This is a genomic window from Microbispora sp. ZYX-F-249 (assembly GCF_039649665.1).
Taxonomy (GTDB): Bacteria; Actinomycetota; Actinomycetes; order Streptosporangiales; family Streptosporangiaceae; genus Microbispora; species Microbispora maris.
This window is the reverse complement of record NZ_JBDJAW010000003.1, coordinates 199,262-212,869: the sequence shown is the minus strand read 5'-3', so window position 1 is coordinate 212,869 and position 13,608 is coordinate 199,262. Positions and strand designations below refer to the sequence as shown.

Sequence of the window (13,608 nt, the reverse complement as noted above, 5' to 3'; positions counted from 1 at the left end):
TCAACCCTCCTGATCGTCTTCCTGTTCCACAACCAAACCCTGCAGCGCCGCCCAGCGGGCGTCGATCGCTTCGTGCCGGTGGTCCGGGCCGGCATCCGCCAGCCTGATCCCGCACTCCGCACAGAGACCGGGGCAGTCCTCACCGCACACCGGGCTCAGCGGCAGTGCGAGCACCACCGCGTCACGGAAAACCGGCTCGAGATCGAGCAGTTCGCCGTCGAGGAGCAGATCGTCCTCTCCGGCGTCCTCCGCCGAGTAGAAGTAGAGCTCCTGGAAGTCGACCTCGATCTCCGAGGTCAACGGGTCCAGGCAGCGCGAGCACTCCCCCGTCAGGGGAGCTTGCGCCGTGCCCGTCACGAGCACGCCCTCCATCACCGCTTCGAGCCGGATGTCCAGCTCGACGTCGGCGTCCTTGGGAACGCCGATCATTCCGACCGCGAGGTCCGCCGGTGCCGGGAGGACCGGGCTGAGCGTGCGCATCGATCCCGGTCGGCGCCCCAGGTCGTGGGTGGAGATCACCCATGGGGCTCGGGGATCGAGGCTGTGCAGACTCATCCTGCTCTCGTTAGGCATGGCGAATCACCGCCGTCGTGCAAGGCTGAAAGGCAAGAATACCAGCCCCCGTTCAGCCTCTGAGCCGCTCCACGAGCAGCTGGTGGACGAGGTCCGGGACCAGGCCGGAGACGTCCCCGCCGTAGCGCGCTATCTCCTTGAGCCTGCTGGACGACAGGAACGAGTACTCCGGATTGGTGGACATGAAAAGCGTCTCCACACCCGACATCCGGTAGTTGAGCTGGGCCATCTGCAGCTCGTAGTCGAAGTCGCTGACCGCGCGCAGGCCCTTCACGATGGACGGGATGCCCTGCTGCCGGCAGAAGTCGACCAGCAGACCGTGGAACTTCTCCACGCGGACGTTGCCGTACTCCTTCGTCACCGCCTGGAGCATCTCGATGCGTTCGTCCACGGTGAAAAGGCTGTGCTTCTCGATGTTGATGAGCACGGCCACGACGACCTCGTCGTACAACCGTGATGTCCGGCCGATGATGTCCAGATGTCCGTTGGTCACGGGATCGAACGATCCCGGGCAGACGACGCGACGCAAGGCGCACCCCCATGATTTACGGGTTCCCGGCTGCGCGACCGTACCAAACGGCCGCTTCGCCGTACCGACGGACCCTGTCTTCCGTGAAGCCCTCGGGCCACAGCAGGTCCTTACCCCTCGACTCCCGCTCCACGGCCACGAGTGCGCCCTCGGCCAGCCAGCCGTTGTCGCGCAGCGCCGTCAGCACCCGGGAGACCGCCTCGTCGGAGACCGCGTAGGGCGGGTCGGCGAAGACGAAGTCGTACGGCTCCTCGCACGGACGGCCCACCACCCGCTCGGCCTTCTCGGCCCGCAGGGACGCCCCCGGAAGCCCGAGCGACGCGATGTTCTCCCTGATCGTGCGCGCGGCCCTGGCGTCCGACTCGACCAGCAGCGCGTGGGCGGCCCCTCTGCTCAGCGCCTCGAGCCCCACGGCGCCCGACCCGGCGTACAGGTCGAGGACCCGGGCCCCGTCGAGCGAGCCGAGCGTGGAGCCCACGGTGGCGAACAGGCCCTCCCTGGTGCGGTCGCTCGTCGGCCTGGTCGATCTCCCCGGCGGCACGGCGAGCCTGCGTCCCCCCGCCGTCCCTGCGATCACCCGCGTCACGTCATCATTGTCCCGCCCGCGACGGCCTTCCCGGCACGGCGGGCCATGGGCGGAGAGATCGACCAGTGCCGCGACCGACAAGGTTTGCCCGATCGGAGCGGTGTCCAGAGTGGCGCATCGCAAGGCGGAGGAGGAGCTCGTAGCGGAGCTACGAGCGATCTTGCCCGGGCCCCGCGGAGATTCTGAGCTTGCGAGGAATCCTCGTGGGTGGGGCGACAACGCAGCGAGGTACCGCTCTGGGCGACGTGACGGGGCACAGATTGACGGGAGGGGCACGAGGTCAAGAGTGGGCAAGCGGCGGCGACGAATGAGTAAGAGCCGTATCCCGCGCTCCGTCACATGAGCATCATGAGTTCTGCGGCCTTCACGGTGACCCAGGGGAAGGCCGGCCGGCGTGGTCGTGAGCCCTTCCGCACGCCGGCGCCCTCGGCACCTGACCCGAGGGTGGGCCCGGCCGGGGACGGCATTCGGGGGGAGGCCGTCCCAAGGCCGGGCTCTGGGTCCTTAACGGGCGCCGTGTTCACACGGCGCCCGTTTCACTTTCCGGCCCCCGTCGCAGGCCGCGGCGCCCCCGCTCCCCGGGGGCGCCACCGCGAGGGGACGGCGATCACGCTTTCTCGAGGAACTCGGCGCGCTCGTCGGCGACCATGGTGTCGATCTCGGCGCGCAGGGCCGAGTGGGCCGACAGCTCGGGATCGGCGGACAACAGGGACGTCGCCTCGGTCCGGGCCGTCTCGATCACGTCCTCGTCACGCAGGAGCTGCAGCAGCTTGAGCGACGACCTGCGCCCCGACTGGGCGGCGCCGAGCACGTCGCCCTCCCGGCGCTGCTCCAGGTCGACACGGGACAGCTCGAAGCCGTCGAGGGTCGTCGCCACCGCGTCGAGCCTGCGGCGCGCCTGGGTGCCCTCCGGTGCCTCGCTCACGAGCAGGCACAGTCCGGGCAGGCCGCCCCGGCCGACCCGGCCGCGCAACTGGTGGAGCTGGGAGACGCCGAAACGGTCGGCGTCCATGATGACCATCACCGACGAGTTGGGGACGTCGACGCCGACCTCGATGACCGTGGTCGCGACCAGGACGTCGATCTCGCCCCGGGCGAAGGCGCGCATCACCGCGTCCTTGTCCTCGGGCGCGAGCTTGCCGTGCAGCGCCTCGATCCGCAGGCCGGCCAGCGGCCCCTCCGCGAGCATGCGCGCGACGTCGAGCACCGCCAGGGGCGGCCTGCGCTCGTCGTCGTCCTTCGCCAGGTCGCCCTCGTCGCCCTCCTGGTCTCCGATGCGCGGGCACACGACGTACGCCTGGCGGCCCAGGCCGACCTCCTCGCGGACCCGCTGCCAGGCGCGGTCGAGGAAGTGGGGCTTCTCCGCGGCGGGCACCACGTGGGTGGTGATCGGGGCCCGGCCCGAGGGGAGCTGGGACAGCGTGGACACCTCCAGGTCGCCGAACACGGTCATCGCGACCGTGCGCGGGATCGGCGTCGCCGTCATGACGAGCACGTGGGGACGGCCGCCGCCGCCCTTCTCGCGCAGGGCGTCGCGCTGCTCGACGCCGAACCTGTGCTGCTCGTCGACGACGACCAGCCCGAGATCGGCGAACTGGACGTGCTCCTGCAGCACGGCGTGGGTGCCGATCACGATGCCGGCCGCTCCGGAGGCCGCGTCGAGCAGCGCGCTCCGCCGCGCGGCGGCCCCCATCGAACCGGTGAGCAGCGCGACCGCCGTCCCGCCGAACATCCCGCCGGCCGCGAGATCGCCGAGCATGTTCACGATCGACCGGTGGTGCTGCTGGGCGAGGACCTCGGTGGGCGCGAGCAGCACGGCCTGGCCGCCGGAGTCGACCACCTGGAGCATCGCGCGCAGCGCGACCACGGTCTTGCCCGCGCCCACCTCGCCCTGCAGGAGCCGGTGCATGGGGTGCTCACGGGCGAGGTCCGCGGCGATCTCCTCGCCGACCAGCCGCTGCCCCTCGGTGAGCTGGAACGGCAGCCGCGCGTCGAACTCGTGCAGCAGCCCGTCGTCGCGCCCGGGGCGGGCCCTGGCGAGCCAGGCGGACGCGGCCATGCGCCGCCGCACCAGGACGGCCTGCAGGACGAACGCCTCGTCGAACTTCAGCCGGTCGTGGGACCGGGTGACGTCGGTCTGGCTGCGGGGCCGGTGGACGCGCCGCAGCGCCTCCTCGAACGGCAGCAGCCCCAGCCGCTCCCGTATCTCGGCGGGCACCGGGTCGTCCAGGCTGAGCACGTCGAGCACCGTGCGCACGGCCCGGCGGATCTTCCAGCTCGGCAGCCCCTGGGCGGAGGGGTAGATCGGCACCAGCGCGGAGGCGAACTCCTCGGCCGTCTCCTCCGTCTCGTCGAACGACTCGTACTCGGGATGGGTGAGCGAGACGCGCCTGGTCCGTCCGCCGACGAAGACGCCGACCTTGCCGGAGAACATCGCCTCGGTGCCGGGAGTGAGCCGCTGCTCGGCGACGTAGGCGCCCTTGCCGAAGAAGGCCAGGTGCAGCTTCTCCTTGCCGTCGGTCACCTCGATGTCGAGCCAGGTGCCCTGCCGGTTCTTCATCGGCCTGCGCACGGCGGACGACACCTTCGCGACCACGGTGACGTGCTCGTCGTGCTCCAGCGACGCGATGGGCGTCAGCTCCCCGCGCTGCGCGTACCGCCGCGGGTAGTGGCGCAGCAGCTCACCGACCGTGCTGATGCCCAGCGCGCTCTCCAATGGGGCGGCCGACCTGCCGACCACCTTCTTGAGCGGCTCGTCGAAGCTCGTCACGTCACCAATTTCTACCCGTAGCGGCCGACAATCCGGCTACTCGACGCCGACCAGGAGGGGGTAGCCGCCCTGGCCGCCCTCGTACACGACGATCTCCAGATCCGGGCGGACGCGCTCCAGATGGTCGCGTACGGCGTGGAGGAGCGCCCCGGGCGCGCCGGAGCCGGTGACGAGCGTGACCATCTCGCTGCCGCCCGAGACCAGGCGCCGGACGACCTCGACCGCGGTAGCGGCCAGGTCCGCGCCGATCAGCGCGACCTCACCGTCCACCACGCCGAGCACGTCGCCGATCCGGCACAGCCCGACACTGGTCATCGCCGCACGGTCGGCGACCCACACATGGCCGTGGCGGGTGTGCCCGGCGGCGTCCGTCATCGCCACGATGTCGTCGTCGAATCGGCGCAGCGGGTCGTGCACGGCCAGCGCGGCCAGGCCCTGCACCGACGCCCGGGTGGGCAGGACGCTCACCGTCACGCCCTCCTCCCTGGCGATCTCCGCGGCGGCCACGGCGACGTCGTACACCGCGGCGTCGTTGGGCAGCACCGCCACCTCGGTCCCGGCCTCGCGGACGGCCCGCAGCAGGGCCGCCGCCGTCGGGGCCGAGCCCGGCTCACGCCGCACGACCACCGCTCCCGCCTCCCGGAACAGCGCCGCCAGGCCGTCCCCGGCGGCGACCGCGACCACGCCCGTCACCGGGCGCGGCTCGTGCGGCCGTCCCCCGAGGTAGGTCACCTTGATCCGGTGCGGGCGCCCGGCCCGGAGACCGGCCTCGATGGCCGCGCCCGCGTCGTCCACGTGGACGTGGACGTTCCACAGGCCCTCCCCGCCGACGATCACCAGGCTGTCCCCGAGCGCGTCGAGCTCGCCCCTCAGCCGGCCCACCTCGCCCGCGCCCGCGTCCAGGAGATACATGACCTCGTATCCGGGGCCGCCCGCGTCCTGCCGTCCGAGCTCCTCCGGCGCGATCCGCGCGGCCGGGGCGGGCACCTCGTGCCGCTCGCTGTACGCCTCGGTCACGACCTCGGACAGGCTCTCCAGCATGATCACCAGGCCGGCCGCGCCCGCGTCCACCACTCCGTTGCGGGACAGCGCGTCCAACTGCTCCGTCGTGCGGCGCAGCGCCCGCCGCGCCTCGCCCGCCGCCCGGCAGGCCACCTCGGCCAGGTCGTCGGGCGTGTCGCGTACGGCGTGCGCCGCGGCCGACAGCACGCTCAGCACGGTGCCCTCCACGGGCCGGACCACCGCCGCCCTGGCCATCTCGGCCGCCCTCGTCAGGCCGTCACGCAGGTCGGCGCCGCCGCCCGGCGCGTGCCCGAGCACCTCGCCCATGCCTCTCAGCGCCTGGCTGACGATCACCCCGGAGTTGCCCCGCGCGCCGAGCAGGGCGCCGCGCGTCAGGGCCTCCCAGGTGGCGCCCGCGTCCGCGTCGCCGGGCAGCTCGTCCACCGCCTCGGCCGCCGACAGGATCGTGAGGTGCAGGTTCGTGCCGGTGTCGCCGTCGGGGACGGGGAACACGTTGAGCGCGTCGATCTCCGCCCTGGCCCGGCCCAGGGCCGCCGCGCAGTGGCGGGACCAGCGGCGCACCGCGGGGGGATCGAGCTCCTTGAGCATCCGGCCGCCCTTCCTTCCGCGCGCTCCAGCCCCTCGATGCGCTACCGTTGGCGGGTACGAGACTATCCCCGTTCGCCGGAGTCCCGTTTGGCGTGCACCGGTGAACATCGGATATCCTCGTGTGGCCAGCCGGTTGTCCCGGCATTGCTCGGACGAGCCGCTGCACCGGCGCCGGGCCGATCGACTGATTCAAAGGAGCGATTACCGTGGCTTCCGTCTGCGACGTCTGCGCCAAGAAGCCGATTTTCGGCAACAACATCTCCCACTCGCACCGCCGCACCCGCCGCCGCTGGAACCCCAACATCCAGACCGTGCGCGCGGTGGTCAACGGGACGCCGAAGCGGATGAACGTCTGCACCTCCTGCATCAAGGCGGGCAAGGTCACGCGCTGACCGTCTGACATTCGCGAGAGCCCGCCACCGGTTCCGGTGGCGGGCTCTCGCGCGTCCGGCGTGACGCCGGCACCGGGAATACGCCGGGCCCGGGCCGGTTGACCACGATCATGACTCGAATCCTCGTGACGGGCGCGACCGGCAACGTCGGCCGGGAGGTGACCGCTCGGCTCGTCGCCGCCGGCGTCCCGGTGCGCGCGTTCGTGCGCGACGCCCGGACGACCCGCCTGCCCCCAGGCGTGGAGATCGCGACAGGCGACCTGTCCGAACCGGAAACCCTCCTGCGGGCGCTCGCCGGGATCACGACGGTGTTCCTGGTCTGGCCCTTCCTCACGTCCGAGGGCGCGCCCACCGTTCTCGCCGCCGTCGCGGGCTCCGCCCGCCGCCTCGTCTACCTGTCGTCGTCCGGGGTGAGCGACGACGCCGAGCGGCAGACCGATCCGATCAACCAGCTCCACGCCGACATGGAGAGCCTCGTCGAGGCGTCGGACCTGGAGCCGACCGTCCTGCGGGCAGACACGATCGCCTCCAACGCGCTGGGATGGGCCGGGCAGATTCGCCAGGACGGTGTCGTACGCGGCCCCGACATCGCCCCCACTGCGGTGATCCACCAGGGTGACGTCGCAGCCGTGGCGGCGCGCGTGCTGACCGGAGGCGGGCACGTGGGCGCCACGCACGTGCTGACCGGGCCCCAGGTGGTGAGCAGGGCCGACCAGGTCCGCGTGATCGGCGAGGCGATCGGGCGTCCGCTGCGCTTCGAGAAGATCCCCGTGGAGGCGGCACGGGAGCGGATGCTCTCGGACGGACGGCCGCCCGCCCTGGTCGAGGCGCTGCTGGCGAGCACCCGGCGCCCCCGCTCCGACCTGGTCACTCCGACCGTGGAGAAGATCACCGGAAGGCCCGCGCGGACGTTCCGGCAGTGGGCCGCCGAGCACGCCGACGCCTTCCGATGACGATTTCCGCCGGGCCTACCGGCTACACCGCCGCCACCACGCACGCCTGCCGCGGAAGGGCCCGGTCTCAGCGGCGCACGGCGGGCTCCCGCTTCTTATGCGACGTTTTTCGGAATTGCGCACCACGGAGGGCCCGCACGCGTTGGATCATGGGTCGGATCTGGCACGCCGACGCCCTTCCGGACATCGGCGAACTCGAAGGGATTCAGCTGTTGACCGAATGCACGCTGCGCGTGATCGGGCGAGTCGAATCGCCCCTCACCGATCGAGCGGTGGCACCCCTGCAAGCCGACGAAGGCGCCCCCGCCGCCTGGCTGGTCTTCGACGAACGGTACGCGCCCGCCCTGGAGGGCCTGTCCCCCGGCACCGACGTGCTCCTGCTCACCTGGCTCGACCGTGCCGACCGTGACACGCTCACCGTCCACCCTCGCGGTGACGCCACACGCCCGCGCGCCGGCGTCTTCACCACCCGCAGTCCCGACCGGCCCAACCCGATCGGCCTGCATGAAGTGCGCATCCTCGCCATCGACGGAACGCGCGTCCATGTCGGCAACCTCGAAGCCCTCGACGCGACCCCGATCCTGGACGTGAAGCCTCTCCTCACACCCGACCGATGACACCGCCGGCCGCGCCATGGGTACGGGCGCGGCCGGCGTGGTCGCCGCCCGGCACCACTCCAGGCCGCCGGACGGCCCGGGTCCTGTGCCGACCTCGACGGTGCGAGTCGGCGTTCAGACGTCCGCCCGCGTCCGCCAGCCGTGGTCCACGGGACCGATGCCCGCGCCCAGCGGGAAGCCGTGCGCGATCGCGCCCGTGACGTACTCCTTGGCCCGCCGTACGGCGCCGGGCACGTCCTCGCCGAGGGCGAGGTACGACGCGATCGCGGAGGCGAGCGTGCAGCCGGTGCCGTGGGTGTGCCGGTTGTCGTGCCGCTCGGCGGTGAAGCGGTGCTCGCCCGACCCGTCGGTGAGCAGGTCCACGGGCGCACCGGGGAGGTGGCCGCCCTTGATCAGCGCCCACTTCGGCCCGAGCGCCAGCACGGCCTCGGCGGCGCGGGGCAGGTCGTCCTCGTCCTCGACCTTGACGCCCGTGAGCTGCTCGACCTCCCACAGGTTGGGCGTGACCACGGTCGCGACCGGCAGCAGCGCGCTCTTGACGGTCTCCACGGCCTCCGGCGCGAGCAGGCTGTCGCCGTGCTTGGAGACGCCGACCGGGTCCACCACGACGGGCGCGGTCACGTCCGTGAGCACCTCCGCGACGGTCTCCACCAGGACGGACGACGCCAGCATGCCCGTCTTGATCGCCTGGGCCCCGATGTCGCCGAGGACCGAGTCGAGCTGCGCCCGCACCGCCTCGGGGGGCAGTTCCCAATAGCCCTGCACGCCCAGCGAGTTCTGCGCCGTCACGGCCGCGATGACGCTCATGCCGTGCACGCCGAGGGCCAGCATGGTCTTCAGGTCGGCCTGGATGCCGGCGCCGCCGCCGGAGTCCGAGCCCGCGATGGTCAGGACACGTGGTGGGGTGGTCATGGGCCAATCCAACCAAAGCACCCCCCGCCTCCCCGCAAACGCCCCATCCCGGACGGGCCGCGAGGACCGGCCGGCGCCACCCCCGCACAGCCGGACGATCCGGAGACCGGCAGGTCGCCCTAACGGCCACGCCGACCAAAGCCGTGCCCAGCCGGAGGGTCGGATGGCGGCAGGTCGGCCGATCACCGCGACGCCGCGACCCGCGGACCCGATGAGGGCGGCTCAGGCGTGGCGCCGGGACCGGCCGGGGCCGGTCACCTCACACCTGCCCTCGGACAGCACGCAGTCGGCGGGCGCGGCGGACGCGCCGTCGGCGTGGACGGTCAGCGTCAGCGCGCCGCCCTCGTCCAGTGCGGTCTGCGAGCTCAGAGTCAGCGTGTCTCCCCGCTGCTTCCAGTCCGCCCCCTCGACCGCCGTCACCTGCCCGCCGACGGCCAGCCGGATGGTCCAGGCCGGCAGGGCAGGTCCCTCGTTGCGTACGGCGAGCCGCGCCGTGTATCCGCTCTCGTCATGCCGGGTCATCGTGAAGCGCACCCGCACCGCCGCACCGTCACCGGCGAGGGCGGACTCGGTCTGCGCCGTGTCCGTGCCCGCCGTGTCCGTGCCCGCCGTGTCCTCGCCGTTCCCGCTGTCGCCGGGCACGGTGGCCGCCGTGTTGTCTCCGGCCGCCGTGACGGCGGCGGGAGCATCGCCCACCCGCGGAGCGGCGGTGGACGAGGCGCGCGGAGCGGCGGTGGACGGGGTGCGCGTACGGGCGGACGCGTGGTCGCGATCCGGGCCTCCGGAGGTCGCCGTGGAGACCGGTGTGGCCCGCGGATCCGCCGAGCCGCCCCGCGCGGTGTCCTTACCCGTGTCGTTCTTGGGGCCGTCGTCCTTGGCGGCGTTCTTCCCGGTGTCGTTCTTCCCGGTGTCGTCCTTCCCGGTGCTCCGGGCATCGTCCTGTCCGGCACCTGTTCTGCCGGCGTCCTCCCGTCCCGGCTGGTCCCGGCCGTTCTGGACCGGGTCGCCGGCCGGATCGCCCGGGGCACGCGTCTCGCCGAGGGCCTGGCCGGAGCCGGGCGCTCCCGCAGCGGTGCAGTCCTCGGAGACCGGGCAGGCCGTCGTCGGCTGCTCCATGGTCAGGGAGGTCCGCCCGGCGATCAGCCGCGCGCCGCCGGTCGTGACGCCCACGGCGAGCAGCACGGACAGCCCCGACACGAGCGCCAGCCTCCGCATGCGTCTCGGCTGCTTCGCGAGGTCGTCCCGGCCCGGCGCGGGAAGGCCGCGGCCCCCGGCGCCCCCGGGCGTCACCGGACGCCCGGTCGTCACCGGACGCTCGGGCGACGCCAGGCTCTCGGACTCCAGCCTCTCGGGCGACAGGGCGGTGAACATCCGGGTCGTCGCGTCCGAGGGCGGCGCGGGCCACGGCACGCCGCCACCGGTCGCCTGCGAGGGCGGCGCGGGCCACGGCACACCATTCCCGGGCGTGTCCGCGGGCGGCACCGGCCACGGCACGTCCCCGCCGCTCTGCCGCGGCCCGGGGTGGCCGATCCCGGAAGGGGCCGGCGGGGCGCCGGTCGGCGTCGCCGGAGGACGGAAGGCCAGATGGTCAGGGTCGGCGGTGCTCTCCGGAGAGCCGTCCTGCGCCGGGGACGGCTGTCCCTCTCGTGCCTTACGTCCTGCCGTGTGACGGCCCATGACGGTCCTTCCTGTTGCCGACCGCCATACTTAATAACAGATCTAATACGCGTATGTCACAAATTTCACATCATCCACGGAAGTGGTCCCATCCCCCTTCGGTCCGGGTCTGTCCGTCGACCCGCACTCCGCGGCCCTCGGTCACCACTCCCGCAGGCGTCCATTCGGGCGGCAGCCGTACCTCGGAGGGGAACGTCGCGGCCAGCGCGTGATCGTCGCCGCCGGTCAGCACCCACTCCAGCGGGTCCGCACCCAGATGGCGCGCCGCCGCGGTCAGCGTCTCGGGCACGGGCAGCGCGGCGGCGTCCAGCGCGACGGCCACGCCGCTCGCGTCGGCGACGTGCCCGAGGTCCTGCAGCAGGCCGTCGCTGACGTCGAGCATCGCCGTCGCGCCGAGCAGCGCGGCCCGCGGGCCGCAGGGGTACGGCGGCAGGGGACGCCGGTGCGCCTCCAGCAGGGCCACCAACTCCGGAGGTCCGCCGGTCACGCCCGCCCCGAGCAGGGCGAGGCCGGCCGCGGCGTATCCCAGGCGGCCCGCCACCGCGACCACGTCGCCGGGGCGCGCGCCCGACCGGGTCACCGGCGACCTGCCGCCGAGGTCGCCGAGCGCGGTCACCCCGAGCACGACGGTCTCCGACCGGGCGATGTCGCCCCCCGCCACGGTCGCCCCCACCAGGTCGCACTCGTCGCGGAAGCCGTCGGTCAGCGCGTCCAGCCAGTCGGCGGGGACGTCCGCGGGCAGCCCCAGACCGACCACGAGGGCGGTGGGATCGGCTCCCATGGCAACGATGTCGGAAAGGTTCTGTGCGGCGGCCTTACGGCCGATGTCGTACCCGCTCGACCAGTCGCGGCGGAAGTGCCTACCCTCGATCAGTAGATCCGTGCTCACGACAACCCGCCCGTCGGGGGCCTTGAGGACCGCGGCGTCGTCGCCGGGGCCCAGCAGTACGGCCGCGGTCCGCGGAAGGCGTCCTGATATCCGCTGAATTACTCCGAATTCGCCGAGATCTCCGACTGTGATGGCACACCCCTAGTGCATTCGAGGTACGGTTACGCTCCGGCACTGATCTCTACCCGGAGGGCGTCATGGTGCAGGCCTACATCCTTATCCAGACCGAGGTCGGCAGGGCCGCCAACGTGGCGGAGGAGATCTCCTCCATCCCCGGGGTCACACAGGCCGAGGATGTCACGGGCCCCTACGACGTGATCGTCCGTGCCCAGGCCAACAACGTGGACGAGCTGGGCAAGCTCGTGGTCGCCCAGATCCAGGGCGTGCAGGGCATCACCCGTACACTGACGTGTCCGATCGTCCACATCTGAGCGGGACACGAGCCGGGGAGACGATGCGCAAGGCGAAGGGGCCCGTGGGCACGACGCCGGGAGTCGCGATCGTGGCGGCGCTCGCCCTGCTCGCGGGCTGCTCGTCCACCGTCCACGTGGAGCCGCCCACGCCGGCCGGCGAGGCGGCCGCGGCCTGCCGCACGCTCGACGCCGCGCTGCCGAAGACGCTCGACGGGCTCGACCGGACCGACTCCGAACCCCCCTCGCCGTACGTCGCGGTCTGGGGCGACGGCCAGATCGCCCTGCGCTGCGGCGTGCCCCGGCCGGCCGCGATGGAGCCGACGGCGGAGGTCGCCGACATCAACGGCGTCGGCTGGTTCCAGGACCCGCGCCGACCGGCGCTGTTCACGTCCACCAACCGCGTGGCGTACGTCGAGGTGACGATCGGGAAGGACCACCAGCCCGGGGCGGTGCTGGTCGACCTCGCCGGGCCGGTCAAGTCGAGCATCCCCGAGTAGTCACCGCAGGCCCGCGGGCCGGCGCAGCGCGAGCTGGATCAGCCGGTCGACCAGGCCGGCGTACGGCAGGCCGGTGGCGGCCCACAACTGCGGCGCGACCGACGTCGACGTGAAACCCGGCATGGTGTTGATCTCGTTGACGAGCACCTCACCGGACGGCGTGTAGAAGAAGTCGACCCGCGACAGGCCCTCGCAGCCGAGCGCCTCGAACGCGCGCACGGCCATGGCGCGCAGCGTCTCGGCCACCTCCGCCGGGATGTCGGCAGGCGCCTGGAGCGCCATCTGCCCGGGGTGATACTTGGCCTCGAAGTCGTAGAACTCCTGGCCGCCCTCCACGAGCACCTCGCCGGGGACGCTCGCCTCGGGGGCGGCGTCGTCCAGCGACTCCAGCACGGCGCACTCGACCTCGCGGCCGACGATGGCGGCCTCCACGAGCACCTTCGGGTCGTGCTCGCGGGCGAGCTCGATGGCCGCCTCCAGCGACTCGGGATCGTGCGCTTTGGAGATGCCCTGCGACGAACCGGCGCGGGCCGGCTTGACGAACACCGGCCAGCCCAGTTCCTCGATCTCCTTGAGCACCCGGCCGCGGTCGATGCGCCAGTCGCGGTCGCGTACGACCACGAACGGGCCCACGGGCAGCCCGGCCGCGTGCAGCACGAGCTTCATGTAGGCCTTGTCCATGCCGACCGCGCTGGCCAGCACGCCGGAGCCCACATAGCGGACCCCGGCCAGCTCCAGCAGGCCCTGGATCGTGCCGTCCTCGCCGTACGGGCCGTGCAGCAGGGGGAAAACGACGTCGACCCGCCCGAGCGCCTGCGGGATCTCACCGGGCTCCAGCGCCACGAGGGTGCCGGAGTCCCCCGGCAGTGCGAGCGCGGTGCCGGAGTCGTCCACGACGGGCAGGCGGCCGGACTCGATCGCGTAGGACTGGGTGCCCGACGCCAGCACCCAGCGGCCGTCCTGGGCGATGCCGATGGGGATGACCTCGTACTTCGACCGGTCGATGACATCCAGCACACTGCCCGCGCCCATCAGGGATACGGCGTGCTCGGAGTTGCGGCCGCCGAAGACGACTGCCACGCGCACGCGTGACGGGGACTCGCGATCCTCATTCATGATGCCCGAATCTACCGTGTTCGAGGCGCAAAACGGCTTGTCAGCCGCGCGCGTCGTGGAGGCCCGAATCCCT

At 72.6% G+C, this 13,608-nt stretch carries 14 protein-coding genes; 5 read left to right on the top strand and 9 right to left on the bottom strand.

The annotated features are described in order from the left end of the window. The 5 genes from AAH991_RS05440 to fakA all read right to left on the bottom strand — a co-directional run bounded on the left by AAH991_RS05440 (position 1) and on the right by fakA (position 6,069). Positions 1–555, bottom strand: a complete 555-nt coding sequence (locus tag AAH991_RS05440) for a YceD family protein (RefSeq protein ID WP_346224624.1) — start codon at positions 553–555, stop codon at positions 1–3. A 70-nt stretch (positions 556–625) separates the two neighbouring features. Continuing rightward, complete coding sequence (gene coaD / locus AAH991_RS05435) at positions 626–1,102, bottom strand: pantetheine-phosphate adenylyltransferase (RefSeq protein WP_169984181.1); 477 nt, start codon at positions 1,100–1,102, stop codon at positions 626–628. A 16-nt stretch (positions 1,103–1,118) separates the two neighbouring features. Next, a complete protein-coding gene (gene rsmD / locus AAH991_RS05430; protein ID WP_346224623.1) occupies positions 1,119–1,688 on the bottom strand; it encodes a 16S rRNA (guanine(966)-N(2))-methyltransferase RsmD in 570 nt (189 codons plus the stop codon). Between the two features lie 607 nt (positions 1,689–2,295). Beyond that, a complete protein-coding gene (recG, locus tag AAH991_RS05425) occupies positions 2,296–4,458 on the bottom strand; it encodes an ATP-dependent DNA helicase RecG (RefSeq protein WP_346224622.1) in 2,163 nt (720 codons plus the stop codon). Positions 4,459–4,494: 36 nt separating this feature from the next. Then, positions 4,495–6,069, bottom strand: a complete 1,575-nt coding sequence (fakA, locus tag AAH991_RS05420) for a DAK2 domain-containing protein (RefSeq protein ID WP_346224621.1) — start codon at positions 6,067–6,069, stop codon at positions 4,495–4,497. A gap of 206 nt (positions 6,070–6,275) precedes the next feature. Between fakA and rpmB the strand changes: the two genes are divergently transcribed. The 3 genes from rpmB to tsaA all read left to right on the top strand — a co-directional run bounded on the left by rpmB (position 6,276) and on the right by tsaA (position 8,031). Next, positions 6,276–6,461, top strand: a complete 186-nt coding sequence (gene rpmB / locus AAH991_RS05415; RefSeq protein WP_030506042.1) for a 50S ribosomal protein L28 — start codon at positions 6,276–6,278, stop codon at positions 6,459–6,461. A 110-nt stretch (positions 6,462–6,571) separates the two neighbouring features. Next, complete coding sequence (locus tag AAH991_RS05410) at positions 6,572–7,414, top strand: NAD(P)H-binding protein (protein ID WP_346224620.1); 843 nt, start codon at positions 6,572–6,574, stop codon at positions 7,412–7,414. Positions 7,415–7,626: 212 nt separating this feature from the next. Next, positions 7,627–8,031, top strand: a complete 405-nt coding sequence (gene tsaA / locus AAH991_RS05405) for a tRNA (N6-threonylcarbamoyladenosine(37)-N6)-methyltransferase TrmO (RefSeq protein WP_346224619.1) — start codon at positions 7,627–7,629, stop codon at positions 8,029–8,031. Between the two features lie 114 nt (positions 8,032–8,145). Here the strand turns inward: tsaA and thiD are convergent, their stop codons facing one another. From thiD to AAH991_RS05390, 3 genes are all read right to left on the bottom strand, one after another. Then, positions 8,146–8,943, bottom strand: a complete 798-nt coding sequence (gene thiD / locus AAH991_RS05400) for a bifunctional hydroxymethylpyrimidine kinase/phosphomethylpyrimidine kinase (RefSeq protein WP_346224618.1) — start codon at positions 8,941–8,943, stop codon at positions 8,146–8,148. 222 nt (positions 8,944–9,165) lie between these two features. Next, positions 9,166–10,620: a hypothetical protein gene (locus tag AAH991_RS05395; RefSeq protein WP_346224617.1), complete on the bottom strand. Its 1,455-nt coding sequence runs from the start codon at positions 10,618–10,620 to the stop codon at positions 9,166–9,168. A 70-nt stretch (positions 10,621–10,690) separates the two neighbouring features. Then, positions 10,691–11,641: a thiamine-phosphate kinase gene (locus AAH991_RS05390; RefSeq protein WP_346224785.1), complete on the bottom strand. Its 951-nt coding sequence runs from the start codon at positions 11,639–11,641 to the stop codon at positions 10,691–10,693. A gap of 65 nt (positions 11,642–11,706) precedes the next feature. Here AAH991_RS05390 and AAH991_RS05385 point away from each other — a divergent pair, with 65 nt between their 5' ends. Both AAH991_RS05385 and AAH991_RS05380 read left to right on the top strand, forming a co-directional pair. Beyond that, positions 11,707–11,940, top strand: a complete 234-nt coding sequence (locus AAH991_RS05385) for an Lrp/AsnC family transcriptional regulator (RefSeq protein ID WP_169947584.1) — start codon at positions 11,707–11,709, stop codon at positions 11,938–11,940. A gap of 23 nt (positions 11,941–11,963) precedes the next feature. Further along, positions 11,964–12,419: a DUF3515 domain-containing protein gene (locus tag AAH991_RS05380; RefSeq protein WP_346224616.1), complete on the top strand. Its 456-nt coding sequence runs from the start codon at positions 11,964–11,966 to the stop codon at positions 12,417–12,419. Here AAH991_RS05380 and AAH991_RS05375 read toward each other — a convergent pair whose 3' ends face one another. After that, complete coding sequence (locus tag AAH991_RS05375; protein ID WP_346224615.1) at positions 12,420–13,535, bottom strand: D-alanine--D-alanine ligase family protein; 1,116 nt, start codon at positions 13,533–13,535, stop codon at positions 12,420–12,422. It lies immediately after the preceding gene. Positions 13,536–13,608 lie beyond the last annotated feature (73 nt).

Coding starts and splice junctions, on each gene's coding strand:
- AAH991_RS05440 (WP_346224624.1), bottom strand. CDS start 555: ATGAGTCTGCACAGCCTCGATCCCCGAGCCCCATGGGTGATCTCCACC.
- AAH991_RS05410 (WP_346224620.1), top strand. CDS start 6,572: ATGACTCGAATCCTCGTGACGGGCGCGACCGGCAACGTCGGCCGGGAG.
- AAH991_RS05375 (WP_346224615.1), bottom strand. CDS start 13,535: ATGAATGAGGATCGCGAGTCCCCGTCACGCGTGCGCGTGGCAGTCGTC.
- AAH991_RS05395 (WP_346224617.1), bottom strand. CDS start 10,620: ATGGGCCGTCACACGGCAGGACGTAAGGCACGAGAGGGACAGCCGTCC.
- fakA (WP_346224621.1), bottom strand. CDS start 6,069: ATGCTCAAGGAGCTCGATCCCCCCGCGGTGCGCCGCTGGTCCCGCCAC.
- thiD (WP_346224618.1), bottom strand. CDS start 8,943: ATGACCACCCCACCACGTGTCCTGACCATCGCGGGCTCGGACTCCGGC.
- AAH991_RS05380 (WP_346224616.1), top strand. CDS start 11,964: ATGCGCAAGGCGAAGGGGCCCGTGGGCACGACGCCGGGAGTCGCGATC.
- AAH991_RS05385 (WP_169947584.1), top strand. CDS start 11,707: ATGGTGCAGGCCTACATCCTTATCCAGACCGAGGTCGGCAGGGCCGCC.